We start from the raw sequence: 25,293 nt of genomic DNA on the forward strand, positions 1-25,293 counted from the left end.
TTGATGAGCAGGAAAAGCATCCCCGCACTCGCGGATCTCGTCGAAGCCGGCCGCCGGATCGAGCATCACGCCCCCTGGCCGCGGGCGCTGGTGACGCCTAAGGCCTGGAGTCTCGCCGTCGAGCAGCTGGCCGCTGGCCGCTGGAGCCTGCTCGGCCTTTGGGGAGAGCCGGACAGGGTGCACATGGCGCTTCTCGACGAGGCGCTAAACGTCGGCGTGGTAAGCCTGGAATGCCGCGGCGGCCGCTATCCGTCGGTCGGCCAGCACCATCCGCCGGCCCTGCGGGTGGAACGCGCCGCGGCCGATCTCTTCGGACTGGCGCCGCAAGGCCTCCCCGACACCCGCCGCTGGCTCGACCATGGCCAATGGGGCGTCAGCCATCCGCTGGCGGCGCGGCCCGGCAGGCCGGCGGCCGCGTCCTCCTACCGGTTCCTGTCGGCGGAGGGCGAAAGCCTCCACCAGATCCCAGTCGGGCCGGTGCATGCCGGCATCATCGAGCCGGGACATTTCCGCTTCACGGCAGGCGGCGAGACGGTGGTGCGGCTGGAGGAGCGGCTGGGCTATGTGCACAAGGGCATCGAAGGCCTGATGGCAGGCGCGCCCATCGATCGTGCAGCGAAACTCGCGGGCAGGACGTCGGGCGACAGCACGGTCGCCTATTCGCTTGCCTTTGCCCGCGCGGTGGAAGCGGCGCTTGAGGTTGCGGTGCCATTACGCGCGGTCTGGCTGCGGGCGCTGATGGCCGAGCTGGAGCGTCTGGCCAATCACCTCGGCGATATCGGCGCCATCTGCAACGACGCCGCCTTTGCGATCATGCACGCGCATTGCGGCGTGCTGCGCGAGCGCGTGCTGCGCGCCGCCGATGCGGCCTTCGGCCATCGCCTGATGCGCGACCGCATCGTGCCCGGCGGTGCGGCAAGCGATCTGGACGACGCCGGGGTGAACGCCATTCGATCGCTGGTCACGGAAATCAGGCAGCGCTTTCCGCATCTGGTCGAGCTCTACGACAACACGGCCTCGCTGCAGGACCGGACGGTGGCGACCGGCCGGCTCCAAGTCGAGCTTGCCCGGCAATATGCCGCCGGCGGCTATGTCGGCCGCGCCTCCGGCCGACATTTCGACGCGCGGCGCGACCTTGCCTACGCGCCCTATGACGAGCTCACCTTCGATGTGCCGGTCCTCCAGGAGGGCGATGTCAACGCGCGCGTCTGGATCCGCGTGCGGGAGGTCGAGCAGAGCCTGTCGCTCGTCGACCAGATTCTCGGGCGGCTGCCCGCCGGCCCAATCCGCGTGGACATTGCTCTCGCCGATGGACCGCGAGAAGGCATGGCGCTGGTCGAAGGTTTTCGCGGCGACATCCTGGCCTGGCTGCGCATCGGCGCGGACGGCTTGGTCGAGCGCTGCCACCTGCGCGACCCGTCTTGGTTCCAGTGGCCGCTCCTGGAAGCGGCGATCGAAGGCAACATCGTCGCCGACTTCCCGCTCTGCAACAAATCCTTCAACTGCTCCTATTCCGGCCATGATCTTTGAAGGCCTGCCGTCATGCGCAAGCTCCTCTTCGAAAGCCTGATCCGCCCACCCCTGACCGAGCGCCCGCCGCGGTCGAGCGACGCGGCGGCCGACGAGCTGGCGCGCGTGCTCGATGGCGCTGCCCGCAGGAGGCTCGGCCGGAGCCTCTCGATCCGCGCGGTCGACGCCGGCTCCTGCAACGGCTGCGAGCTCGAGATGCACGCGTTGAGCAACGCCTTCTACGACATCGAGCGCTTCGGCCTCCGCTTCGTGGCCTCGCCGCGCCACGCCGACGTGCTGATGGTCACCGGGCCGGTCACCAAGAACATGCGCGAGGCGCTGAAGCGGACCTGGGACGCGACGCCCAACCCGAAATGGGTGGTCGCGCTCGGCGGTTGCGCCAAGGACGGCGGCTGTTTCGCCGGCAGCTATGCGGTCGTCGGCGGCGTGTCGGAGGTGGTGCCCGTCGACCTGCACATCCCGGGCTGCCCGCCGCCGCCGATCGAGATCCTCAAGGGGCTGATCGCGCTGCTGGAGGGGGCGAACGGGAGGGCCGGCGCTTCCAGGGGCTGAACCCATAGAGCGTTTCACCGTTTGATGGAAACGGCGAACCGCGCTCGTTGGAACGCCACGCAGGTCCGTGCGTTTGACACATGACCTGTCCGGCGAAGACGGAGCGCGCGCGCATGGCCTCCATTCGATACATTGTGAAGAACGTCGATAGTGCGGTGGAATTCTACCGCGACAAACTCGAGTTCTCGGTGAACATGCACAATCCCGGCAAGTTCGCAGCGCTCGTCCGTGATGACCTGACGCTCTACCTGAGCGCTCCAGGAGCGGGTAGCGGGGGAACTGCCGGCGGCGATCCGGAGCCCGGGGGATGGAACCGATTCATGATTGTTACGAAGGATTTGGACAGTCTCATCAGCCGGTTGAACACCGACGGGGCCGAATTCAAGGGAGCAACCAGCGAAGCGGGAGCCGGTCGGGCCAGGCTGCTGAAAGATCCATCGGGTAACCTGATTGAGCTGTTTGAATTCAAATAGGACAAGCAAGCCGCCGGTTCCTGCGAGGGCGCGACAGCAGCATAGAAGGATCGCTCCCCGTGTCCGGCTCATTCAAGGGTCGAACCCGGCGCGGCCAGGTCCGACAGCCTCATAGGACGGTCCTCATCCACGCCAGGAACGTCTTCATCACCGCTGATCGCGGATTGTGGTGCATGCAGACGACGTAGAAGCTGTAGGCCTGGCAGGACAATGGATGCGCCTTGACGAGCGAACCGTTTCCCAGCTCGCGGCCGACCACGACGTCACTCAGGATCCGTACGCCATGCGGCAGTTCACTGATCGATGAGGGGCCGCAGCACCTTGGACGCGGCGACAGCCGCACCTGCCTGCCCCAGTGGCAGGCGATGAAATCCTGCTTGATGCCGTCGGCGAAAATGACGATTACAGGCGTACGCCCATGGCACTTCGGACCGGCATGGGGCTTCTTGCCCAGACAGGACGCGAATATGCTTTGCCTATCTACTAGAGCAATTCCAGGAAAAGTGTGTAACGGTTTTCCGTTCGGAATTGCGTAAAAACAAATACTTTAGAGCGGTTCGGCGATTCTATGAATCGCTGAAACGCTCTAAGCGCCCTTAGCAGCGTCCTCGATCAGCTTGACAACCAAATTGCGAAACCTCTCGGCAGACCTATCCCCTATGTTTCCCACATCCTCCGCCACCATCCCGGGCGAAGAAACCGACGCCTCCCCACTCAGTTGAACCCTGATTGTGAACGTCTTTCTGGCCTTCTTTTCCAATCCTTCTCTGTAGATCTGGAACCGGAGGGAGGGTGTTAACGCTTTGATTTCGCGGCGTGACGTGGTGTCTATGTATATGGCCACCTCGCCCGCCACCTCGGCCCTGGCCGCTTCCAGCGATGCGACGACGATATCGTCTAACCAGGCCCTGGCTTGAGCACCGAAGTCCGCTATTTGAGCATCCGCCTTGTCATTGCGCTTCTCTTGCTGACGGTGAGCTTCCTTGCCGCGTTCAAGGGCTTCTTTGAATTTAGACATCCTATTCGCCTCCGACTTTTGTCAGCACATGAGGCTGGCCATTAAATCGGCCACGGTTCCTCCCAACAGATAGAACGCGTGCAATCGACGTCCGTTGCGTAGGATGTACCCCCGAATTTTCGGCCGGCATCGCGCCCCCGCTCGCGGCGGATCATGTGGGCCGTCAGGGCCCGGGTTGAGGCCACGCAAGCAAAGCGCTTAAAACAGACGCGCCGCGGTTAACCACGTTCGTATTTTAAGCCGAACTCAATGGGGTATTGGCCGTTTTGGGGCCATGGAAGACCGCCAGCCCAGATTCCGCTGTCATCCTGAGCCGTCTGGAACCTGGACCGTCTGGGATGATGTAGCCGATGAGCCAGCAACCTTGGGGGGACGCAAGCTGGTTGGCCGCACATGGGAGCGCGCCAAGGCTGCCCGCGACTTGCTCAGACGGATTTACGACAATCGGCTCGACGCTCGATCCGTTAGACAAGAGTCACCGATCACTTCCGCCAGTCGCGTCGATGATCTCATTTCATCAATTCGGAGGGCTAGATTTCGATAGAGGCACAAACATGGGCGGGGGCTTCTGCGCTCATGCGCCGCCCGGTTCGACAGCCTCATAGGACGGTCCTCATCCACGCCAGGAACGACTCCATGACCGCGTATCGCGGATTGTGGTGCATCCAGACGACGTAGAAGCTGTAGCCGGGCAGGGACAATGGATGCGCCTTGACGAGCGAGCCGTTTTCCAGCTCGCGGCCGACCACGACGTCACTCAGGATCGCAATGCCCTGCCCGGCGACAACCGCGTCGATCGCGTGCAGTTCCTCGCGGAAGCTCAGATCCCAGGCTTTGTCCGGGATCAGCTCCGGATCGATCGAACGGGCCGTCGCCAGCCATCGGCGCCAGGTGGGAGCGTCCGGATCCCGGTTCATCCAGTCGAAATGGATCAGCGGATAGCGCAACAGATCGGCGGCACGTTCAATCGCCCGCCCGTCGCTTGCCAACAGTCGCGGACTGCAGATGGGAAAGAAGGAATCGCGGCACAGCTCCTGCCCGGCAAACCCCAAAGGCGGGCGACGCGTGTAGCGGATCGCGACATCCGCGGCGCCAGCGCGCAGATCGAGCAGCGCGTCCGTTCCGATGATCTCCAGCGGCACGGCCGGGTTGGCCTCGCGCCATTTCGGCAGCCGGGGCACCAGCCATCGGCTCGCGAAGGCGTTCGGGCTCGTCACCCGCAAGGGCGCCTGAAAATCCGGCTCGGCGATGGCGGCAAGGGAGCCGGCAAGAAGGTCAAAGCCGTTGCGCAGGACGGGAAACAGCCGCGCTCCCGCGCTCGTCAGCACGAGCGGCCGCGGACGGCGCTGGAACAGCTTCAAACCGCATATCTCTTCCAGCAGCCGCACCTGGTGGCTGATCGCCGTCGGCGTCACGCCGAGCTCCGCCGCCGCGGCCTTGAAGCTGCCGTGCCGGGCGGCGGCCTCGAAGGCATGCAAGGCGCGGAGCGGCGGGCGATTTCCCATGCCGGCAGCGTAGATGAATTCTTCTCATCCAGCAGCCGAGAATTTCGCTTTTGCGGAAGGTTGCGTTCCTGTGAGACCATGGTCCCTGCAGGAACCGGGGGTGACAATGATGGAGATCCCACGACAGACCGAGGCGCGATCGGGCCGACCCAATCCTCCGGGCGCGGCGATCGAACAGCTGCGGCAGGGCTTGCGAGGCGAATTGGTGTTGGCGACGGACGCTGCCTACGAGCAGGCGCGCAGCGTCTGGAACGGGGCGATCGACAAACGCCCCGCCGCAATCGTCTTTTGCGCCGATCCCGATGACGTCGTCCGTGCCGTCACCTATGCCAGGGCACAAGGCTGTCTCGTGGCGGTTCGTAGCGGCGGCCATAACGTCGCGGGCCTGTCCGTCTGCGACGACGGCATCGTGATCGATCTGTCGCGCATGAAGAAGATCGTCGTCGATCCCGAGCGTCGCGTCGCCAGGGCCGAAGCCGGTCTGAACCTCGGCGAGTTCGACGCCGCCACGCAGACCCACGGCCTCGCGACGACCATGGGTGTCAACAGCGACACCGGCATTGCCGGCCTGACGCTCGGTGGAGGCTTCGGCAAGCTCGGGCGCAAGCACGGCCTGAGCTGCGACAATCTGAACGCGGCCGAAATTGTGACAGCCGACGGACGGCTGTTGCGGACAAGCGCCGGCGAGCACCCCGATCTGTTCTGGGCCTTGCGCGGCGGCGGCGGCAATTTCGGCATCGTGACGGCGTTCGAATACCGGCTGCACCCGCTCGGCCCGGCCCTGCTCGTCGGCTCGGTGCTCCACGCCTACGATCACGCGCGCGCGGCCATGCGGTTCTACGACAAATTCTCCCACGATGCCCCCGATGAGGTGAGCGTCGACGCCGCGCTCGTCACACTGCCCTCGGGCGACCGTGCCTTCAGCATCTCGGCCTGCTATGTCGGGCCACCCGAAGCCGGCGAGCCCGTCATCGCGCCGCTGATGAAATTCGGATCCCCCATCGAAAGCCGCCAGCAAGCCGTTCCCTATCTCCAGATTCAATCGGCGGGCGACAGCCTCTTTCCCCGCGGACGACGCTATTACTGGAAGGCGCAGTTCCTGCGCGAGATCAGCGATGGTGCGATCGACGCGCTGCTCGACAGCTACGCGAGAGCTCCCAATCGCTCGTCCCTGCTGGTGTTCCAACAGGTCGGCGGAGCGATCGCGCGCGTGCCCGCGTCGCACTCGCCCTACGCCAATCGCGATGCGGCGCTTGACTGCTTCCCGATCGCCATCTGGGACAATCCGGCCGATGACGAGGCAAACATAAGCTGGGCGCGCGACCTGTGGAATGCGGTCAGGCCATTCTCCACCGGCGGCGTCTATGCCAACAATCTCGGCGACGAGGGTGACGAGCGCGTTCGTGATGCATACGGCGCAAATTATGCGCGCCTCGCCGCCGTCAAGAAGCAATACGACCCGACCAATTTCTTCCGGTTGAACCAGAATATCAGGCCTGGATAATTCCAATCCCGTGAGGAAAGCCGTGCGCAGTCGCTGGACGATCCTTGTCGTGCTCTTTGTCGCCCGGGCGGCGATGGCGGTGCAGTTCCAGAGCATCGCGGCCATTGCGCCGGAACTGGGCAAGGACCTCAACGCCAACCTCGCCGATATCGGCGTGCTCATCGGCCTCTACTTCGCGCCGGGCGTTGCGCTCGCGCTTCCCGGCGGCGCGATCGGTAAGCGCTTCGGCGACAAGGCGGTCGTGCTCGCCGGCCTGGCGCTGATGCTGGCGGGGGAAATCCTGCTGTGCGCCTCGTCTTCATGGAGCGTGCAGATCACCGGCAGGCTGATTTCCGGCGTGGGCGGCGTCCTGCTGAACGTGCTGATGACCAAGATGGTCGTCGACTGGTTCGCCGGCCGCCAGATCGCCACGGCAATGGCGATCTTTATCAACTCATGGCCGATTGGCATTGCCCTCACGCTTCTCGTGCTGCCGCTGATCCAGGCGGAATTCGGCATAGCGGGGACGCAGATCGCGGTGATGGCACTCATCGCAGCGGCGCTTGCATTGGTGGGGCTTTTCTACAGGCGGCCCAGCCAGACCGCCGCCCCGGCTTCGGCGGAAGCCTCGCGGCTGGCAAAGACGGCCGGCTGGGCCGTGCTGCTGGCAGGCGCGATATGGGCTTTCTACAATGTCGGGTTCGCCATGATCTTCAGTTTCGCGCCGTCAATGCTGGTCGAACGCGGCTGGTCAACCGCCGCGGCCGGCTCCGCGGTCAGCATCGTGCTGTGGCTCGCCGCGCTGTCCGTTCCAATCGGCGGCTACCTCGCGGACCGCACCGGGAGCCGCAATGCCATGCTGGCGGCCGGCTGCCTCGCCTTCGCGGCGCTGGTTCTCGCGCTGTGGCGCGGTTCCGAGACGCTGCCCACCCTGATTGCGCTCGGCCTGGTCTGCGGCCTGCCGGCCGGAGCGATCATGAGCCTGCCGACACGCGCCCTGACACCGTCGACGCGGGCGCTTGGAATGGGCCTGTTCTACACGGTGTACTACGCCACGATGCTCGTCGCGCCCTGGCTCGGCGGCAAGTTTGCGCTTTGGGCCGGCAGCGCCGGCGCAGCCCTCGGCCTCGGTTCGGCCGCCCTTTTGGCGTGTCCGATCCTGCTGTGGGAGTTCGAACGCCGGCTGCTCCTGCCGGCGCGGGCGGCAACGCAGGCCAATTGAACCTCGGCGACAGCCTGTTCCGGCCCTCATAGAGCGTTTCAGCAATTCATAGAATCGCTGATCCGCTCTAAGTATTTGTTTTTACGCAATTCCGGACGGAAAACCGCTCACACTTTTCCTGGAATTGCTTTAACGCAGCGTCGCCAACAGGCGTGCGGCAGACTTCAGATCGGCCGAATCCGGGCCATCCGCGAAACGCTCGAACAGCGGTTGGAGCAGAGCGCGGGCGCTTTCGTGCTGGCTGCGGGCGGCCAGAAGGGTCGCCAGGTCGATCGCGGCACGCAGCTCCCAACCGCGCGCGCCCTGATCGCGGCTCATTTCGAGCGACCGCCGAAGATACAATTGCGCTTCGTCATCGGCACCGGGCTTCGTTGCGCGAACAAGGTTTCCCTTTACGCGCAGCAACTCCGGCATATAGCAAAGATCCCCATTCGCCTCGACCGATCGGATCGTCTCGTCGATCGGCGCCAGGGCTTCGGCGGGCCGGTCCGTCGCGGCGAGGCCCTGAACGAGCGCAATGCTGAGCGGGGTTGTCAGCAGTTCATACGGGGCGGCGTGAAGGTCCTGGAGAGCGCCTTGCAGGCTCCGAACCCCGCTTTCCGCATCGCCTCGACGAATGGCGAGTTCTCCTTGGAGGCCGCGCCCGACGGCGAGGTAAGGCCCGAGAGCATGCAGCTCGGCGCAGGAGAAAAGACGATTCAGGTGCTCCTCCGCGCGGTCGAGATCGCCGACCCAAACGAACACGGTGACAGCCCAGACCAGGGCGATGGCGAGCGTCAGCGGATGGTCCAAGGCTTCCGCGTCCTTGACGGTCAGCAGCGCGCGCTCGACGGCCCGATCGGGATGGCCTTGCAGCCAGAGCGTCCTTGCCAGGATCGCGCCGGCGAGAATTCCGCCATCGAAGCCGAGATAGTTCGTCGTGGTCCGGTCAGAACGTGGCCCGTACCGCAACGCCTCCTCGAGCGCCGTCCGCGCACGGCCATGCTCTCCGTTCAGATGGAGCGAAATCCCCATCAACGAATGCGCCAGTGTCGTGGAGACGGAATCTTCGAGGGTGCCGGCGATGACGGAACAGCGCTCCGCGTAGCCGAGCGCCGTCCTGAACCCTCCGGTGCGGAGGTGGAACATCTGCAATGGGCCCAAAACCTGGAGCTGATCGAGCGCATTGCCGCGTTCCTCGGCAATGGCCAGGCTTCTGTTCAATGCCACACGCGCCGCGTCCTGTCCTCCGCGCGTGAACATCAGGGACACACCCGAGGCCGCCTGAAGACGCATCTCGTCGGGCCCGCCATGCGTGCCGTCTTGGGCAAGAATTGCCTGGGCAGTCCAGCGGCGGCATTCGGTGAGCAGGGACATCGACAGGAGGACCGGAGCCGCGGCAGTGGCAAGCCGGATGCCGAGCCGGGTGTTCCCGCCGGGCCCGAAGCACCATTCCAGGGCCGCTCGCACATTCGCAAGGCCGGCGAGATGAAGAGCCCGCTGTGCCGCACTCGACAAGGTCGACCACTCGGTTCCAGTCTCCTCCAGCCATCGCAGGTAGTAGGTAGCGTGGCGGGCGGCCAGCTCCGCGAGCTCGGCATCGTGGACCTCAAGCTGGAGGGCATAGGCCCGCGTGGTATCGAGCAGCCTATACCGCATCGTTGCGCCGGCCGGCCGTGCCGCGACCATCGACTTGGCCACGAGGCTGTCGATGGCACCAAACACCAAAGCCTCGTCGACGGCGGGGCTCGTCACGATCGCCAGCGCGGCCTCGATCGAAAAGTGGCCGACGAACACGGCAAGCCGGCAAAGCACCAGACGCTCGAACTCGGACAGAAGCCCGAAGCTCCAGTCCAAAGTGGCCTGCAGGGTCTTCTGGCGCGGCGGGGCCGTGCGCTTGCCCGGCCACAGCAGGGTCAGCCGTTCCTCGAGAAGGGCCGCGGTCTGCTGAAGGCCGTAGCTTGCAACCCGTCCGGCGGCCAGCTCGATCGCGAGCGGCACGCCGTCGAGCTTCCGGCACATCTTGGCCACGACCATGGCATCCGCGTCGTCGAGATCGAGGCGAGCGCCGCTCGCCGCGGCGCGTTCCACGAACAGCTGGGTCGCGGGGAAGCCCTGCGCAACCGATACCGTGAGCTCGGGATCGTCCGGCGGGCATGCCAGCGGCGCCAGCTTGTAGACGTGCTCCCCTTCGACAAGAAGCGGCTCGCGGCTCGTCGCGAGGATGTGAGCCTGCGGCGTCGCGGCGAAGATGCGGGTTGCCAGCTCTGCGGCCGCGTCGATGACATGCTCGCAGGTATCGAGGATCAGCAGGATCCGCCGCCCCGCGAGATAGGCGATCAACTCGGAGATGGCGTCGTCGGACTGCGGCGACAACCCGAGTGTCGAGGCCACCGTCGCCGCAACCAGGTTTGGATCGCCGAGCGCGCCCAGATCGACGAAATGCACGGCGCCGGCGAAGGCCTCGACCAGATCATGCCCCACTGCCACCGCGGCAGTCGTCTTGCCGACCCCACCCGTGCCAACGATTGTGACGAAGCGCGTTGCAATGAGCCGGGTTGACAGCGCGACAGCATCATCGGTCCGCCCCACCATGCGGACGAGCCGGTTTGGCAGACTGGCGTGCGGATAGCTGTCGACGACCTCGCCGGGCACATCTTTCCGACCGCCCGATCGCGAGACCGGCGCCACAAAGCAGTAGCCTCGTCCGGCCAGGGTCGCGATGTAGCGCGCGCCGTCCTTGCCGTCGCCCAACGCCTTTCGCAGGTTGGCCATGTGAAATCGCAGGCTGCCCTCCTCCACGGTGACATCGGGCCAGACATGAGCCAGCAGATCCTTCTTGCTGACGACCTCGTTCGGGCGGGCAGCCAAAGTGGTCAGGATGTCAAAGGCGCGTGCGCCAAGATCAACCGGCACGCCCTGGCGCAGCAGGAGCCGTTCGTTCACAACCAGGGTGAAAGGACCAAACGAAATCATGTCGGTTGTCCGCGGCTCCGACCGTATCATGGAGTCATCCTTCGCCTGACTGAGGACTGTCCCGGCTCGCAGATCCCTCGGGACAGACCCGTCGCGCCAAGCGGCGATCCGCGGCGGGACATGACGGTAACTCTGCTCTGAGAGGTGCTGCTGGCTGGCACTAACACTTCCTCATAACGCATAACGGGCCAGCGGGGCGACCTCTCTCTATGTGTCGAAGCAGCAAGGCTGTCGACTAACGGAGAATGATCATGCTCGCACAAACAAAACGACTCTACACCGGCAAAGTCCGCACCACCGGCGGTCGGGACGGGGCATCCCGGAGCTCCGACGGGAGGCTGGACATCCGGCTCTCGCCGCCCGGAGGCCCGGGCAGCGGCACCAATCCGGAACAGCTGTTTGCCGCGGGCTGGTCGGCCTGCTTCGAGGGCGCGATGGCGATCGCCGCTCGCAGGATGAACGTCGCGCTGCCTGCTGGAACGGCAATCGACGCGGAGGTGGACCTCAACGTCGACGAAGGCGCCTACTCCCTCGGCGCGCGCCTCAATGTGAGCCTGCCGGGTCTCGACCGCAACGTCGCGCGAGCGGTGGTCGATGCAGCCCATCAGACCTGTCCCTACTCGAAGGCCACACGCGGCAACATCGTGGTCGAAATCAACCTCATCTAATGTCATCCCGACCCTCGGGGTCGGTCCTGGCCAAACCTCACAGCAAGGCGGTGCACCAATGAACGCAACCAAGATCCCGGAAGAAATCGACCATTCCCGCCGGCGCCTGTTCGGCATCGCCGCTGCGACCTTCGCGGCTGCGCAACTCGGCGCGATCGGCGGCGTGAGCGCGCAAGGCGACCGGACGGACGCCACCGCCTCCGGCACCACACAGCCCAGGACCTCGTTCGCCTCCCTGAAGCAAATCGACGCGGGCCTGCTGAACGTCGGATATGCCGAGGACGGCCCCGCGGGCGGCCCTCCGGTCATCCTTTTGCACGGCTGGCCCTATGACATCTACAGCTATGTCGATGTCGCGCCGTTGCTTGCGGACGCAGGATACCGTGTGATCATTCCCTATCTGCGCGGCTATGGCACGACACGCTTTCTGTCGGACGCCACCGTCCGAAACGGCCAGCCGGCGGCGCTCGCCGCCGACGTCATCGCCTTGATGGATGCGCTCGGCATCCAGACGGCGGTCGTCGCGGGCTATGACTGGGGCGGGCGGACCGCCAATATCGTCGCCGCGCTGTGGCCGGAGCGCTGCAAGGCCATGGTGTCGGTCAGCGGATATCTGATCGGCAGCCAGGCGGCCAACATGGCGCCGCTGCCGCCGCAGGCCGAGTTGCAATGGTGGTATCAGTTCTATTTCGCCACCGAGCGCGGCCGTGCGGGCTACGCGAAAAACACCGACGACTTCGCCAAGCTGATCTGGCGGCTCGCGTCCCCGCAATGGACATTCGACGACGCCACTTTCGCGCGCAGCGCGGCTGCCTTCGCCAATCCGGATCATGTCGACGTCGTCATCCACAATTACCGGTGGCGCCTTGGCCTGGCCTCAGGCGAAGCCAAATACGACGACCTGGAAAAACAGCTCGCCATGTTTCCGACGATCGGTGTGCCGACGATTACGATGGAAGGTGACGCCAATGGCGCGCCGCATCCGGACCCCAGCGTCTACGCCAAGAGATTTTCGGGCAAGTATGAGCACCGGTTGATCACGGGCGGCATCGGGCACAACCTGCCGCAGGAGGCGCCACAGGCCTTCGCCCAGGCGGTCATCGACGTCGACCGGTTCTAGCCGCTCGCGCGATCAGGGTCACGACTACGTCTTCACGCGGGCTTGCGCCGCAGTTCAACCAAGACATTCAAACGAACACGCTCTTAAAGGACACCCAGATGAAAACACTGCTTGCAGCCCTGGCGATCGCCAGTGCCTCTTTCAGCAATGCGTACGCGCAGGCCGACAAACCCACCATCGTTCTGGTTCACGGCGCGTTCGCGGATTCGTCGAGCTGGAACGGCGTCGTCAAGATCCTGGAGAAGGATGGCTATCCCGTCGTGGCTGTCGCCAATCCGTTGCGTGGCGTCAAAAATGACGCCGGCTACGTCGCCGACGTCCTTGGCTCCATCAAATCGCCTGTGGTCCTCGTCGGGCATTCCTACGGCGGCTCGGTTATCAGCGAAGCCGCCGACGGCCATGCGACTGTCAGGGCGCTGGTCTATGTCGCGGCCTTCGCGCCGGATGCGGGCGAGACAGCCGCGCAGCTCGCCGGCAAATTTCCCGGCAGCTCGCTCGGTCCGACGCTGGCGCCGCCGGTCACCCTGTCGAGCGGTGGGAAGGACCTCTACATCCAGCAGGACAAATTCCACGAGCAGTTCGCCGCCGACGTCCCCGAAGCCGAAGCCAGGCTGATGGCCGCGGCGCAGAGGCCCATCGAGGAAGCCGCTTTGAACGAAATCCAAACCGAAGCGGCGTGGAAGAAGCTTCCGGCCTGGTTCATCTACGGAGACCGCGACAAGAACATACCGGCCGAAGCCTTGGCATTCATGGCTGCACGGGCCCATTCACGGGATACCGTGGTCATCAAGGGCGCCTCGCATGTGGTGATGGTGTCGCACCCTGAACCAGTGGCGCGGCTTATCGAGAAGGCCGCTGCGAAGGCTTCACAATGAAGCGGTCGTGATGACCGCCCCAAGGTGGGTCGGAAGTGATTGAATTTTTGCCCGGGCCTCGCCCGGGCAAGGTCCAAGGGCGCTATTTGGACTAAATGCGCCGACATCGGCGGGCTGAACTCAAGCCACCACCGCCAGGCCCGGCGAAGCGCGCAGCCGGGCTATGTCGCGCGCCGGCGGTTCTCCAAAGTGGCGGCGATATTCGCGGCTGAACTGCGACGGGCTTTCGTAACCCACGCGGAAGGCTGCGGTCGTGGCGTCGATGTCCTGGACCAGCATCAGGCTGCGCGCGTCCTGCAGCCTGAGCTGCTTTTGGAATTGCAGCGGCGTCATCGCCGTCACGACGCGAAAATGCTCATGCAGGCTCGACCGGCTCATGCCCACTTCCGCGGCAAGCCGCTCGATGCTGAAACGTTCCCGGAAGTTCGTCCCGATCCAGGCGATGGCGCGGCCGACCTGGGCCACCCGACCCTGGCTGGAGGTGATGTGGCGCATCCTGGCGCCGCCTCATCTGCGCCGGTCATCCGCGAATAGCCGACCACGTCCGCGGCGAGGATTGCCGCCAGCCTTCGGTTGGACTGCACCCTTTCAGCCATGTGCCAATTCGTAATCGGATCATCATGGCAGATGCCAGCGAACCGCCGCCGCAATTCCCGCGGTCAGCGACGTTTGAACAGCAGGAGCCTACCGGCGGAGCGATTACCCGTTCGATTCCACAAGGATCACCAGGGACTCCGGAACAACACCGTCGAAGGCCATCGCTTCGGCGGCCGCCTTGCTCTGCATCGCCGCCTGCAAGGCATTCATATCCGGAACGTCCATCATCACCGCCACGCGAGTGGGATCTTCAGGATCAACAAACGTTCGAATGTTGGTCACCCCCAGCGGACCGAAAAGCTCCTCCCGCTTCGGTGACGTAAGCCAGTGTCTCGCGCCCTTTGTGATGTTGTGATGGCCGATGATCGTTGGCATGGCATCCTCCCTGCGACGACGCCGACGGCCGTATCAGAGGCCGCGCTCCATCTCGCAAGGCCCAAGGTGCTCCGTTTGTGCTGGGCTGTAAATTGGCAACGAGCTCTTCCGCTTAGGGTCAAAACTGCGCGTTCCCCCTCACGCGGGCCGATATTCGCCGCCGAACCCGAATTGGCTACTGCAAACAGTTCTATCTTTTGTTCGGGCGGCCGCGCTCGAGGAGCCTTATGGATCAGCTGCTTAGGCTGAATGGCGCGCCCGAAGAGATTCGAACTCCTGACCCCCAGATTCGTAGTCTGGTGCTCTATCCAGCTGAGCTACGGGCGCGCAACAGGCCGTGTGTGACACAAGCCCCGCGATCCGGTCGAGACGGCCGGCCGCGATGTGGAGTGTTCCCTAACGACTGAATTTCGGAAAAGCAAGCCGATCCGGCAAAAGTTTTGTCGCAGGCGCTTTCGCCAATCTCGAGGTGTGTCGAGATTCAGGTCAGGCCGGCCTCACCTGAGCGTCAAGCCGGTCGACGCAAACTTCCGCGCGCTTGGTCCAGCCGCACCGGCTGGTCGGGGATGGTGACGGCGAAGACGGTGCGGCCGCCGATCGATTCGACCAGCTCCACCGTACCGCCATGGGCGCGGATCAGCTCATGGGCGATCGCAAGGCCAAGGCCGGTGCCGCCGCTGCGCGCCGAGCCGCGGAAGGCGGCGAACAGGTTCTCGCGCGCCTTGGGTGGCAGGCCGGGGCCGGTATCCGTCACCGTGATGCGGCTGACGCTGCCAAGCCGCTCGGCCGAGACGGCGAGCCGGCGCACCACCGCGCTCTCGGTATCGGCGGCCATCGCCTGCACCGCGTTGCGGCAGAGATTGGTGAGCACGCGGAACAGCTGGTCGGAATCGGCGTCGACCTCGAAGGTGAGCTCGACGGCATTGATGAACTCGATGCCTTCCTCGATGTCGAGCAGGCCGTGCACGTCGTCGACCAGCTGACGCAGCCTGAGGCGCCGGCGCGACGGCGCCGGCTCCTGCGTGCGGCCATAGGCCAGCACGCCTTCCGAATAGGCGACGGCGCGGTCGAGCGCGCGCAGGAGCTTCGGCGCAAAGGCCTGCACGGTCGGGTCCTTCACCTGGCGCAGGCGGTCCGACATCAGCTGCGCGGAGGCAAGGATGTTGCGCATGTCGTGGTTGATCTTCGACACGGCAAGCCCGAGGTCGGCGAGGTGCTTCTGCTCGGAGAGCATCTTCTGCAGCCGGTCCTGCATCTGCGCCAGCTCGCGCTCGGCCACCCCGATCTCGTCGGCGCGCTCGGTCGGGCAGATGATGCGCCCGGGATCGTCCGGCGCTTCGGAGAAGGACAGGATCGAGCGCGTCATGGTGCGGATCGGGCCGATCATGATCAGGTCGATCGCCGCATAGACGAGCATGGCGGTGAACAGCGAGATCAGCAGCGAGACAACGGCGACGTTGCGCGAATAGCGCAGCATCGCGTTGCGCAGGCTGCGATCCGGCATGATCAGCTCGAATTCCTTGTCGCTGTCGCCGACCGGACCGAAGACGCGCAGCATGCGGTTGCCGCCGGCGAACAGCGTTTCCAGCGCGCCTGTCATGCCGTTGACCAGCCCGACATTGGCGATGTCGACATGCTCGTCGACCTTCGGCGGCATGTCGGCCACGACCAGCAGTCGCGAGACGCCGCCGTCGCGCACCGCGATCGCCTTGGCGCCGATCGCCATCAGCACGTCGTTCTGGGCGGCATGCGACAGCGAGTTGGGCTCGCCCTGCAACAGAACGATCGAGACGGCGGCGGCGGTGCTCAGCCGCTCCTTCAGCCAGTTCACGCGGTAGCTGGCGATCCAGGGCAGGAAGATCAGGATTTCGGCGAGCAGCACGAAGACGATGGTGAGAAGCAGAAGCTTTGTCGACAGGCCGCGCGACAGCGGCACCCGCCGCGGAGAACTCGCTTCCGCCGGGCGTGCCTTTTCATCCGTGGACAGGACTTCACTCGTCATGACGCGGTTTTCACGAAGGCTTGATCGGACAAGGTTATGCGATTTGCGGCTTTTTTGCCAATTTCACCCTTGGCCTCATGAAAAATGCCTCTGGGCAGGCCGGATTGACTTCCAAAATCCTTCTTTCTATAAGCCCGCTCACGCTCGGGCCATCCGTCCCGGCGCGGTTTCGATCGCGCCTAAAACCGGCCCGGCAAAGCTCCTGTTACAGAGTGACAGAATCAAGAAGGGCCGCACGCCGCGGTATTAAAACAAATGAAGCGTACCTACCAACCGTCCAAACTCGTCCGCAAGCGCCGGCACGGTTTCCGTGCCCGCATGGCCACCAAGGGTGGCCGCGGCGTCGTCGCAGCCCGCCGCAATCGCGGCCGCAAGCGGCTAAGCGCCTGAACGAAAGACGAGATCGTTGCCCGCAACCGGCAAGCCAAAGGGGAAAACTCCCGGGCGGCTTCTGAAACGCGCGGATTTCCTGGCTGTGCGCGGCGGCGAGAAGCGCCGCGGGCGGCTTTTTCTCGTCGAGGTTCTCGACCGCGGCGACGACCTTTCGCCGCGCGTCGGCTACACCGTCACCAAGAAGGTCGGCAACGCCGTGGTGCGCAACCGCGTCCGGCGGCGGCTCAGAGAAGCCGTGCGAACGCATGCCGCCGATGACATGGCGCCCGGCAATGACTATGTCATCGTCGGGCGCGAAGACGTGCTTGCCATTCCGTTCGGCCAGTTGAAGGCCGAGCTCTCCCGCCGGCTGCGCGGAACACGATAGGCTCTCGATGGAAAACAACCGCAATTTCTTCATCACCATCGCGCTGTCGGTGCTGATCCTGACGCTGTGGCAGGTGTTCTACATGAACCCGCGCATGGAGCAGCAGCGCGAGCAGGCCCGCATCGAGCAGCAGCGCGCCGAGGCGCAGAAGAAGGAAGCGGGCGGCGCCGCCAATTCCGGCGCGGCTGGCACTCAGGCTCCGGCGCCGGGCAGCGTTCCGAGCGTGCCGGGAAGCGAGGCCGTCACGGCGGCCGGCCGCGATCAGGCGGTTGCGGCGTCGAAGCGCATCAAGGTCGACACGCCGAGCCTCGAAGGCTCGATCAACCTCACCGGCGCGCGCCTCGACGACCTGAGGCTGAAACACTATCGCGAGACGGTCGACAAGAACTCGCCCGAGATCGAGCTGCTCAACCCCTCGTCACTGCCCAACGGCTATTTCGCCGAGATCGGCTTCGTCGGCAACGACAAGACCGGAGCGGTGCCGGGCGCGGAGACGGTGTGGACGGTGGACGGCAATCCGACGCTGACGCCGACGACGCCGGTGACGCTCACCTACACCAACGACAAGGGCCTGACCTTCAAGCGCGCCATCTCGGTCGACAACGACTATATGTTCACCGTCTCCGATACCGTGCAGAATTCGGGCAGCGTCCCCGTCTCGCTGTTCAACTACGGCCGCGTCACCCGCTACGACAAGCCGGCCGTCGCCAGCACCTATGTGCTGCATGAGGGCCTGATAGGCTATACCGGCACCGAAGGCCTGCAGGAACACAAATACGCGGCGATCGAGAAGGACAAGCAGTTCCAGCCCGGCAAGTCGACCGATGGCTGGCTCGGCATCACCGACAAATACTGGGCGGTGACGCTGGTGCCGACCGAAAAGCAGCCGTTCCAGCCGCGCTATGCCTATTTCGAGGACGGCCGCCACCGCTATCAGTCCGATTTCCTGACCGATGCGATCAACGTCGATGCCGGCCAGTCCGCGACGGTCGAGACTGAAGTGTTCGCTGGTGCCAAGGAAGTCGCCAAGATCAACGCCTACGAGGAAGACCGCCACATCAAGCGCTTCGACCTCCTGATCGACTGGGGCTGGTTCCACTTCATCACCAAGCCGATGTTCTGGCTGATCGACACGCTCTACAAATTCTTCGGCAATTTCGGGCTGGCGATCCTGGCCACCACCATCATCGTCAAGGCCATCTTCTTCCCTTTGGCCAACAAGTCCTACGCTTCGATGGCAAACATGAAGAAGGTGCAGCCGAAGATGCTGGAAATCCGCGAGAAATACGCGGACGACAAGATGAAGCAGCAGCAGGCGATGATGGAGCTCTACAAGACCGAGAAGATCAATCCGCTGGCCGGTTGCTGGCCGGTGGCGCTGCAGATTCCGGTGTTCTTCTCGCTCTACAAGGTGCTCTACATCACCATCGAGATGCGGCATGCGCCGTTCTTCGGCTGGATCCACGACCTTGCGGCGCCCGATCCGACCTCGGTGTTCAACCTGTTCGGCCTGCTGCCTTTCGCGCCGCCGGCTTTCCTGCCGCATCTCGGCGCCTGGGCGGTGGTGATGGGCATCACCATGTTCCTGCAGATGCGCATGAACCCGGCGCCGCCGGACCCGACGCAGGCCGCGGTGTTCACCTGGATGCCGGTGATCTTCACCTTCATGATGGGCTCCTTCCCCGCCGGCCTCGTCATCTACTGGGCCTGGAACAACCTGCTCTCGATCCTGCAGCAGGGCGTGATCATGAAGCGCCAGGGCGCCAAGATCGAATTGTGGGACAATCTGGCGGCGATGTTCCGCAAGAAACCATCGCCGGCGGAGTAGCCGGCGTCACATCACCGACAACGAAAACCCCGGGCCTGCCCGGGGTTTTTTGTCGTCGCCGGAAACTCGGGCCGGGCATTCCTCGTAGATTCTTTCGGTCCTCCCCATAAGGCCGGGACGGCTTCCGGTGCGACGACGCCGGTGTTTGGGAGGCCGTCCGGCAGGCCGGGGTCCCGCGCTGCTTCGCAGGATCCCGGTTGCGCGGGTAGACCGCACAGCCGCATGTCCATATAAGCTCCGCTATCGCTGCAAGGCGGACGGAGCAGCCAATGACCGGACCCAATCCCCACCTCAAGCATCCGATTGCGATGCATCCGCGCGTCGGCTTCCTGAAGCCGCTGGTCACCGCGCCGAACATCGAGATCGGCGACTTCACCTACTACGACGACCCCGACGGTCCCGACAAATTCGCCGAGAAATGCGTGCTGCACCACTATCCCTTCATCGGCGACAGGCTGATCATCGGCAAGTTCTGCGCCATCGCCGAGGGCGCGCGCTTCATCATGAACGGGGCCAACCACGCGATGTCGGGCTTCTCGACCTACCCGTTCAACATTTTCGGCCATGGCTGGGAGGAAGGCTTCGACCCTGAGACATGGTCGAGGGAGATCCGTGGCGACACGGTGGTCGGCAACGATGTCTGGATCGGCATGGACGCGGTGATCATGCCGGGCGTGAAGATCGGCCACGGCGCCATCGTCGCGGCGAAATCGGTTGTCACGCACGACGTGCCGCCCTATGCGATCGTCGCCGGCAACGCGGCCAAGGTGGTGAAGATGCGCTTCGACGAGTTTACGGCGCGGCGGCTGTTGAAGGCGGCCTGGTGGGATTGGCCGGTCGACAGGATCGGCCGCAACCTCGACGCCATCCGTGGCGCCGACATTTCAAAGCTGGAGGCCGCGGTTTGAACGCGCCGGATAGAACCACGAACGAAACCGCGATAAGTCCGGAGCTGTTCACCCGCGCGTGGATCTTCATCCGCGGCGTGCCGTCGATGAAGTTCCTGCCGCCGGAGGGACCGCCGGAGATCGCCTTTGCCGGCCGCTCCAATGTCGGCAAGTCGTCGCTGATCAACGCGCTGGTCGGCCAGAATGGGCTGGCGCGCACCTCGAACACGCCGGGACGCACGCAGGAGCTCAACTATTTCGTGCCGGACGGCTTCTCCGGCGACGGCGCCGACCTGCCGCCGATGGCGCTGGTCGACATGCCGGGCTACGGCTACGCCAGCGCGCCGAAGGACAAGGTCGACGCCTGGACGAAGCTGATCTTCGAATATCTGCAGGGACGCGTCACGCTGAAGCGCGTCTATGTGCTGATCGATGCCCGCCACGGCATCAAGGCCAAGGACGAGGAAGTGCTGTCGCTGCTCGACAAGGCGGCGGTGTCCTACCAGATCGTGCTGACCAAGACCGACAAGATCAAGGCGGCCGGCGTGCCGAAGCTGATCGAGGAGACGCTGGCCAGGATCAAGAAACGGCCTGCGGCCTTTCCGGCGGTCCTGGCGACCTCGTCGGAAAAGGCCGCTGGGCTCGACGAGCTGCGCGCGGCGATCGCGCTGGTGGCGAACGGCGGCTGACGTCCGCCGGAACGTCGCAGCCAGACAAGACAGGACGAAAGCCGCATCCGCCGGCTTGACTATCCTGCTCAGGCCGTTTCGTCGCGTTCCGGCGCGTGGTCCCGCCGGCCGGCCAGGATTTCGCGCTTGCCGACGTGGTTGGGGACGCCGACCAGGCCTTCCTTCTCCATGCGTTCGACCAGCGAGGCGGCGCGGTTGTAGCCGATGCCGAGGCGGCGCTGGATGTAGGAGGTCGAGCATTTCTTGTCGCGCTTGACCACCTTGACGGCTTCCTCGTAGAGGGCGTCGCCATCCTCGGCGTCGATCGAGCCCTTGTCGAAGACCGGACCCGCGTCGGCCTGATCTTCCTCCGCTTCCTCGTCGGCGGTGACGGTGTCGAGATACTCCGGGCGCCCCTGCGCCTTCAGATGCGCCACGACGTGCTCCACCTCCAGGTCGGAGACGAAGGGGCCATGCACGCGCACGATGCGCCCGCCGCCGGCCATGTGCAGCATGTCGCCCTGGCCGAGCAGCTGCTCGGCGCCCTGCTCACCGAGGATGGTGCGGCTGTCGATCTTGGACGTCACCTGGAAGGAGATGCGGGTGGGGAAATTGGCCTTGATGGTGCCGGTGATGACATCGACCGACGGGCGCTGCGTGGCCATGATCAGGTGGATGCCGGCGGCGCGGGCCATCTGCGCGAGCCGCTGGATGGCGCCTTCGATCTCCTTGCCGGCCACCATCATCAGGTCGGCCATCTCGTCGACGATGATGACGATGTAGGGCATCGACGCGAGGTCGATCTCCCGTTCCTCGAACAGCGGTTCGCCCGTGCCCTTCTCGAAGCCTGTCTGCACCTGCATGACCACGACCTCGCCCTTGTCGCGGGCGCTTGCGGCGCGCTGGTTGTAACCGTCGATGTTGCGCACGCCGAGGCGCGCCATCTTGCGGTAGCGCTCCTCCATCTCGCGCACCGCCCATTTGAGCGCGGTGACCGCCTTCTTGGAATCGGTGACCACGGGCGTGAGCAGATGCGGGATGCCGTCATAGACGGACAGTTCCAGCATCTTGGGGTCGACCATGATCAGGCGGCATTCCTCCGGCTTCATCCGGTAGAGCAGCGAGAGAATCATGGTGTTGATGGCGACCGACTTGCCCGAGCCGGTGGTGCCCGCGACCAGCAGATGCGGCATCTTGGCCAGGTCGGCGATGACCGGCTCGCCGCCGATCGTCTTGCCGAGGCCGAGCGCCAGCTTGCAGGACGTGTTGCGGAAGCCGGCCGATTCGATCAGCTCGCGGAAATAGACCGTCTCCCGTGTTTCGTTGGGCAGTTCGATGCCGATGACGTTGCGGCCTGGCACGACGGCGACGCGCGCCGAGATGGCCGACATTGAGCGGGCGATGTCGTCGGCCAGCCCGATGACGCGGCTGGATTTCACGCCCGGCGCCGGCTCGAACTCATAGAGGGTGACGACCGGACCCGGCCGTACGTGGATGATCTCGCCCTTGACGCCGAAATCCTCGAGCACGCTTTCGAGCAGGTCGGCGTTCTGCTCCATCCGCTCCTGCGACATGTAGAAGCCCTGGCCCACCGGCGGCATCTGCAGCAGATCCTCGGCGGGAAGCGCGTAGCCGGCCGAAGCTGCCGGCGACGTGACCTTGCCGGCGACAGGCAGGGACGGCGCCGTCCGGCGGTCGCTCCTTGGCTTGGAAACCGGCGCGGCGACGGCCGCTTCCGGCACGCGCTGTTCAATCTCCATTGGGGCGGGCTGGACGGCGCGCGGGCCGGCCGGTGCCGTCACCGGGGCCAAGCCCGCGGAGTGCCCGTTCGAGCGCCATTCGATGACGCGGTAGAACGACGTTGCCTCGCCGATGGGGCGGGACTGTCTCGGCTGCGCCTTCGGAGCAACGTGTGCCAGTAACGGAACGGCCGGCTGCGCCGGCTCGTTCAGGCGTGCCCGCGCCAGGCGCTCGGCGAGCAAGGGCATGCTGAACTCGAAAAACGCATCGTCGGAAAGGTAGGACCAGCGAAATTTCGGCGGCTGCGGCTTTTGCGCCGAAGGCGCTGCCGCCCGCGGCGCGGCGACGGCCTGCGGCTGCCCGGCCGGAGCTGTGGAGGCCGCAACGGGAATTGCTCGGGCGGGATTGGCCGGCTGGGGTGCCGCAGGCGTGGGCCGGACGGAATCGCCGCGCGGAGCCATCGCCTTGCCCGGCGCTTCATCATCCGGTTGCGATGCGGGCCGCTTGTCGGCATCCGGCGTGCGGGTGAACCGCACATTGGGCGCGAGGAAGAAATATTGCTGCCAGGCCGGAGGGCCGAATTCGTCGCCGGCCGAATCGGCGGCGTTCGATTCAACGGCGGCTCGCAGCGTGACGACCTGGCCCGTTTGCCCTTGCGGTACTGGAGCCGCGCCATGGTGCTGCGCGTCTTCCGGACGGCTGTCGTCGTTGTCGCCATAGGCAGAGACGCCGGAAGGATTGGCACGGGAGAAACGCATGGGTGTCACACTCGAGATTCGTCGAACAAACGTGTCCCGAGACATAGGAACCGATGGTTAACAACCTCTTCCGGAGGTGCCGCGAAAGTGCCGATCGACGGGTCGATTCGGGCGGGAAGAAGGACGTTCCCGGCGGGCATGGAGGCCTGTCCAGGCGATGCGCGCGCAGCGTCGGTGAACGCACGCCGCGATCCTTCGCCATCGCGCTTCGAGCTTTCACGCCGGTTCCGACACCTGCTCTTCCGCCTCAAGCTTTTCAGTGCCGTAGGCCTTGAGGAAGACGTTCACGCCGGAGCGGACGACATGCTCGATCTCGGCCTGGCTCGGCGCCTTGGTGCGATAGGAGAAGATACATTGGCGGAACAGGCCGGCCAAGCACAGCTCGGTGAACTGGTAGGCGGCGAGGTCGACATCGTCGATCTTCAAGAGGCCGCGTTCGACGGCTTCGTTGAGGAAGACCATGACCTTGTCGTGGCCGCGCTTCGGCCCACGCTCGTAGAAGCGGGCACCAAGCTCGGGAATCCTGTCGGAGGCGCCGACCACCGTGCGCTGCGCCTGGATGACCTTGGCCGAGGTGATCTTTGACGACAGCACCATGCCGAACTTCACCAGCGTCTTGCGCAGGTCGTCGAAATGGTCGAGCACTTCGTACATGTTCTTGAAGATGGTGCCGCGCTCTTCCTCGATGAGGGCCTCGAACAGCTCTTCCTTGTTGGCGAAATAGACGTAGATCGTGCCCTTCGACACGCCGGCCTCGCGCGTGATGTCGTTCATCGACGCGGCCTCGAAACCCTTGTCTATGAAGACGCGGCGCGCGCCTTCGATGATCTGGGCCCGCTTGACCGGATCCTGCCCTGCCGCCGGACGGCCTTTGCGCAGGTCGAGCAGATCGCTATCCGCTGTCGTTTCGACCATTAAAGTCACACCTCACGAAATATTTCGAACCAAGCGGTTCGATTTGCACTTGATATGGGCCTCTTTCCGTATTATGTCAATGACCAATTCGAACCGAACGGTTCAGTCTGACTGACTTTACCCAGAGAGATTATCATGTCCTCGAACGCGCCCGCTACCGCCGAAGTCCGCACGTTTCCCAACGCCAGGGTCCAGCCGTCGACCGAAGCGCCGGAACTGCCCGTCCAGCCCGCTCCCGTCGCGCCTGTCGAGGCGCCGGCCAAGAAGAAGCGCTCGGTCCGCTCGTTTCTGTTGCCGATCATCGGGCTTGCCCTCCTCGGCGCCGGCTCCTGGTATGGCTACAACTACTGGACCGACGGCCGGTTCATGATCTCCACCGACGATGCCTATGTCCAGGCCGATATGTCGTTCGTGTCGCCGAAAATCTCCGGCTATGTGGATAAGGTGCTGGTGAGCGAGAACCAGAGGGTCAAGGCCGGCGATCCGCTGTTCGTCATCGACGACGGCGACTACAAGATAGCGGTTGCCCAGGCCGAGGCGCAGATCGCTACGCTGGCGAAGACGCTCGACCGCATCGACGCGCAGACCAAGGCGGCGCAGGCCTCGCTGGCGCAGGCCGCGGCGCAGAAGATCGCGGATCAGGCGGCGGCCGACAATGCGGCGCGCGCGCAGGTTCGCGCGGCGCAGCTGGTCAAGACCCATGTCGGCACGCAGGCGCAGTTGGACGACGCCCAGACGGCGCTCGACCAGGCCAAGGCCGCGCTTGCCGGCGCCGACGCGCAGATCACCGCGGCGCAGGCCAATATCGGCGTGCTCGAAGCGCAGCGCGCGGAGCAGGCGAGCACGCTCGCCTCGCTGCAGCTGACCCGCGACAAGGCCCAGCGCGACCTTTCCTTCACCGTGCTCAAGGCGCCTTATGACGGCGTTGTCGGCAACCGCTCGGTCGAGCAGGGCGACCTCGTGAGCCCCGGCCAGAAGCTCGCCGTCGTCGTGCCGATGGACAAGCTCTACATCGTCGGCAATTTCAAGGAGACGCAGCTTGGCCGGCTGGTGCCCGGCGAGAAGGTCCGCATCACGGTCGACGCGATCGACGGCCAGACCTTCGAGGGCACGGTTTCGTCGCTGGCGCCGGCGTCGGGCGCGGTGTTCTCGCTGCTGCCGCCGGAAAATGCCACCGGCAACTTCACCAAGGTCGTGCAGCGCGTGCCCGTGCGCATCGACGTGCCGGCCGACGTGCTGAAGACCGGCAAGCTGCGAGCCGGCCTGAGCGTCGTCGTCGCCGCCGACAGCCGCACCGCGCCGGCCTCGACGACCAACTGAGCAGTTTTGGGGGGCGGCCCGGTGGCCGATCGAGCGCCGAGC

The 25,293-nt window shown here is 65.0% G+C and carries 22 protein-coding genes and 1 tRNA gene; 14 read left to right on the top strand and 9 right to left on the bottom strand.

Features of this window, described 5'->3' with window-relative positions; genetic code table 11:
• The first annotated feature begins 18 nt into the window (after window positions 1-18).
• The 3 genes from EN874_RS11650 (at window position 19) to EN874_RS11660 (ending at window position 2,555) form a co-directional block, all read left to right on the top strand.
• Window positions 19-1,530, top strand: a complete 1,512-nt coding sequence (locus EN874_RS11650; protein WP_127425039.1) for an NADH-quinone oxidoreductase subunit C — start codon at window positions 19-21, stop codon at window positions 1,528-1,530.
• Window positions 1,531-1,542: 12 nt separating this feature from the next.
• The gene (locus EN874_RS11655; protein WP_126086571.1) at window positions 1,543-2,082 is read left to right on the top strand and encodes an NADH-quinone oxidoreductase subunit B family protein; all 540 of its coding nucleotides are present in this window, start codon (window positions 1,543-1,545) and stop codon (window positions 2,080-2,082) included.
• A 113-nt stretch (window positions 2,083-2,195) separates the two neighbouring features.
• Complete coding sequence (locus EN874_RS11660; RefSeq protein ID WP_127424886.1) at window positions 2,196-2,555, top strand: VOC family protein; 360 nt, start codon at window positions 2,196-2,198, stop codon at window positions 2,553-2,555.
• Window positions 2,556-3,141: 586 nt separating this feature from the next.
• Here the strand turns inward: EN874_RS11660 and EN874_RS11670 are convergent.
• Together EN874_RS11670 and EN874_RS11675 are read right to left on the bottom strand one after the other, a co-directional pair.
• A complete protein-coding gene (locus EN874_RS11670; protein ID WP_127424887.1) occupies window positions 3,142-3,573 on the bottom strand; it encodes a hypothetical protein in 432 nt (143 codons plus the stop codon).
• A 599-nt stretch (window positions 3,574-4,172) separates the two neighbouring features.
• Window positions 4,173-5,051: a LysR substrate-binding domain-containing protein gene (locus EN874_RS11675; protein WP_245513533.1), complete on the bottom strand. Its 879-nt coding sequence runs from the start codon at window positions 5,049-5,051 to the stop codon at window positions 4,173-4,175.
• Between the two features lie 232 nt (window positions 5,052-5,283).
• Here EN874_RS11675 and EN874_RS11680 point away from each other — a divergent pair, with 232 nt between their 5' ends.
• A complete protein-coding gene (locus EN874_RS11680; RefSeq protein ID WP_245513532.1) occupies window positions 5,284-6,582 on the top strand; it encodes an FAD-binding oxidoreductase in 1,299 nt (432 codons plus the stop codon).
• Window positions 6,583-6,604: 22 nt separating this feature from the next.
• Window positions 6,605-7,783 carry an MFS transporter gene (locus EN874_RS11685; RefSeq protein WP_127424889.1) on the top strand — a complete coding sequence of 393 codons (1,179 nt, stop codon included), beginning with the start codon at window positions 6,605-6,607 and terminating at the stop codon, window positions 7,781-7,783.
• A gap of 129 nt (window positions 7,784-7,912) precedes the next feature.
• On the opposite strand, the gene EN874_RS11690 is transcribed toward EN874_RS11685, so the two are convergent.
• The gene (locus EN874_RS11690) at window positions 7,913-10,738 is read right to left on the bottom strand and encodes a winged helix-turn-helix domain-containing protein (protein ID WP_245513531.1); all 2,826 of its coding nucleotides are present in this window, start codon (window positions 10,736-10,738) and stop codon (window positions 7,913-7,915) included.
• A 251-nt stretch (window positions 10,739-10,989) separates the two neighbouring features.
• Here EN874_RS11690 and EN874_RS11695 point away from each other — a divergent pair, with 251 nt between their 5' ends.
• The 3 genes from EN874_RS11695 (at window position 10,990) to EN874_RS11705 (ending at window position 13,401) form a co-directional block, all read left to right on the top strand.
• A complete protein-coding gene (locus EN874_RS11695) occupies window positions 10,990-11,406 on the top strand; it encodes an organic hydroperoxide resistance protein (protein WP_127425041.1) in 417 nt (138 codons plus the stop codon).
• 73 nt (window positions 11,407-11,479) lie between these two features.
• The gene (locus tag EN874_RS11700) at window positions 11,480-12,526 is read left to right on the top strand and encodes an alpha/beta hydrolase (RefSeq protein ID WP_127425042.1); all 1,047 of its coding nucleotides are present in this window, start codon (window positions 11,480-11,482) and stop codon (window positions 12,524-12,526) included.
• Between the two features lie 98 nt (window positions 12,527-12,624).
• Entirely contained in the window at window positions 12,625-13,401 is a 777-nt protein-coding gene (locus EN874_RS11705) for an alpha/beta hydrolase (protein WP_127424891.1), read from the top strand.
• A 120-nt stretch (window positions 13,402-13,521) separates the two neighbouring features.
• Here EN874_RS11705 and EN874_RS11710 read toward each other — a convergent pair whose 3' ends face one another.
• The 4 genes from EN874_RS11710 to EN874_RS11725 form a co-directional block, all read right to left on the bottom strand.
• On the bottom strand, window positions 13,522-13,896 hold the full coding sequence (locus EN874_RS11710) for an AraC family transcriptional regulator (RefSeq protein ID WP_245513530.1): 375 nt from the start codon (window positions 13,894-13,896) through the stop codon (window positions 13,522-13,524).
• A 204-nt stretch (window positions 13,897-14,100) separates the two neighbouring features.
• Complete coding sequence (locus EN874_RS11715; RefSeq protein ID WP_126086578.1) at window positions 14,101-14,373, bottom strand: hypothetical protein; 273 nt, start codon at window positions 14,371-14,373, stop codon at window positions 14,101-14,103.
• 250 nt (window positions 14,374-14,623) lie between these two features.
• Window positions 14,624-14,700, bottom strand: a tRNA-Arg gene (locus EN874_RS11720).
• Between the two features lie 181 nt (window positions 14,701-14,881).
• Window positions 14,882-16,375, bottom strand: coding sequence for a HAMP domain-containing sensor histidine kinase (locus EN874_RS11725; protein ID WP_127424892.1), 1,494 nt, complete (start codon window positions 16,373-16,375; stop codon window positions 14,882-14,884).
• A 255-nt stretch (window positions 16,376-16,630) separates the two neighbouring features.
• Here EN874_RS11725 and rpmH point away from each other — a divergent pair, with 255 nt between their 5' ends.
• The 5 genes from rpmH (at window position 16,631) to yihA (ending at window position 20,539) form a co-directional block, all read left to right on the top strand.
• On the top strand, window positions 16,631-16,765 hold the full coding sequence (gene rpmH, locus EN874_RS11730) for a 50S ribosomal protein L34 (RefSeq protein ID WP_008833937.1): 135 nt from the start codon (window positions 16,631-16,633) through the stop codon (window positions 16,763-16,765).
• Window positions 16,766-16,781: 16 nt separating this feature from the next.
• Window positions 16,782-17,135, top strand: coding sequence for a ribonuclease P protein component (gene rnpA / locus EN874_RS11735; RefSeq protein ID WP_127424893.1), 354 nt, complete (start codon window positions 16,782-16,784; stop codon window positions 17,133-17,135).
• A 7-nt stretch (window positions 17,136-17,142) separates the two neighbouring features.
• The gene (yidC, locus tag EN874_RS11740) at window positions 17,143-18,963 is read left to right on the top strand and encodes a membrane protein insertase YidC (RefSeq protein ID WP_127424894.1); all 1,821 of its coding nucleotides are present in this window, start codon (window positions 17,143-17,145) and stop codon (window positions 18,961-18,963) included.
• Between the two features lie 269 nt (window positions 18,964-19,232).
• Window positions 19,233-19,871 (top strand): CatB-related O-acetyltransferase, encoded by a 639-nt coding sequence (locus tag EN874_RS11745; RefSeq protein WP_127424895.1) that lies wholly within the window; start codon window positions 19,233-19,235, stop codon window positions 19,869-19,871.
• A complete protein-coding gene (yihA, locus tag EN874_RS11750; RefSeq protein WP_127424896.1) occupies window positions 19,868-20,539 on the top strand; it encodes a ribosome biogenesis GTP-binding protein YihA/YsxC in 672 nt (223 codons plus the stop codon). Before EN874_RS11745 ends, yihA begins: the two co-directional genes overlap by 4 nt.
• Before the next feature lie 68 nt (window positions 20,540-20,607).
• Here the strand turns inward: yihA and EN874_RS11755 are convergent, their stop codons facing one another.
• Entirely contained in the window at window positions 20,608-23,016 is a 2,409-nt protein-coding gene (locus tag EN874_RS11755) for a DNA translocase FtsK (RefSeq protein WP_127424897.1), read from the bottom strand.
• Window positions 23,017-23,232: 216 nt separating this feature from the next.
• Window positions 23,233-23,931, bottom strand: a complete 699-nt coding sequence (locus EN874_RS11760) for a TetR/AcrR family transcriptional regulator (protein WP_127424898.1) — start codon at window positions 23,929-23,931, stop codon at window positions 23,233-23,235.
• A gap of 135 nt (window positions 23,932-24,066) precedes the next feature.
• Between EN874_RS11760 and EN874_RS11765 the strand changes: the two genes are divergently transcribed.
• Entirely contained in the window at window positions 24,067-25,251 is a 1,185-nt protein-coding gene (locus tag EN874_RS11765) for an HlyD family secretion protein (RefSeq protein ID WP_127424899.1), read from the top strand.
• The last annotated feature ends 42 nt before the right edge of the window (window positions 25,252-25,293 follow it).

Origin of the sequence: Mesorhizobium sp. M1D.F.Ca.ET.231.01.1.1 (genome assembly GCF_003999155.2) — a bacterium.
GTDB lineage: Bacteria > Pseudomonadota > Alphaproteobacteria > Rhizobiales > Rhizobiaceae > Mesorhizobium.

Excerpts from the sequence above, each read along its gene's own strand:
- EN874_RS11695 (WP_127425041.1), top strand. The coding sequence starts at position 10,990 with ATGCTCGCACAAACAAAACGACTCTACACCGGCAAAGTCCGCACCACC.
- EN874_RS11670 (WP_127424887.1), bottom strand. The coding sequence starts at position 3,573 with ATGTCTAAATTCAAAGAAGCCCTTGAACGCGGCAAGGAAGCTCACCGT.
- rpmH (WP_008833937.1), top strand. The coding sequence starts at position 16,631 with ATGAAGCGTACCTACCAACCGTCCAAACTCGTCCGCAAGCGCCGGCAC.
- EN874_RS11765 (WP_127424899.1), top strand. The coding sequence starts at position 24,067 with ATGTCCTCGAACGCGCCCGCTACCGCCGAAGTCCGCACGTTTCCCAAC.
- EN874_RS11760 (WP_127424898.1), bottom strand. The coding sequence starts at position 23,931 with ATGGTCGAAACGACAGCGGATAGCGATCTGCTCGACCTGCGCAAAGGC.
- EN874_RS11655 (WP_126086571.1), top strand. The coding sequence starts at position 1,543 with ATGCGCAAGCTCCTCTTCGAAAGCCTGATCCGCCCACCCCTGACCGAG.
- EN874_RS11715 (WP_126086578.1), bottom strand. The coding sequence starts at position 14,373 with ATGCCAACGATCATCGGCCATCACAACATCACAAAGGGCGCGAGACAC.
- EN874_RS11705 (WP_127424891.1), top strand. The coding sequence starts at position 12,625 with ATGAAAACACTGCTTGCAGCCCTGGCGATCGCCAGTGCCTCTTTCAGC.
- yidC (WP_127424894.1), top strand. The coding sequence starts at position 17,143 with ATGGAAAACAACCGCAATTTCTTCATCACCATCGCGCTGTCGGTGCTG.
- EN874_RS11710 (WP_245513530.1), bottom strand. The coding sequence starts at position 13,896 with ATGCGCCACATCACCTCCAGCCAGGGTCGGGTGGCCCAGGTCGGCCGC.
- EN874_RS11745 (WP_127424895.1), top strand. The coding sequence starts at position 19,233 with ATGACCGGACCCAATCCCCACCTCAAGCATCCGATTGCGATGCATCCG.
- EN874_RS11660 (WP_127424886.1), top strand. The coding sequence starts at position 2,196 with ATGGCCTCCATTCGATACATTGTGAAGAACGTCGATAGTGCGGTGGAA.
- EN874_RS11755 (WP_127424897.1), bottom strand. The coding sequence starts at position 23,016 with ATGCGTTTCTCCCGTGCCAATCCTTCCGGCGTCTCTGCCTATGGCGAC.
- EN874_RS11725 (WP_127424892.1), bottom strand. The coding sequence starts at position 16,375 with ATGACGAGTGAAGTCCTGTCCACGGATGAAAAGGCACGCCCGGCGGAA.
- EN874_RS11690 (WP_245513531.1), bottom strand. The coding sequence starts at position 10,738 with ATGATTTCGTTTGGTCCTTTCACCCTGGTTGTGAACGAACGGCTCCTG.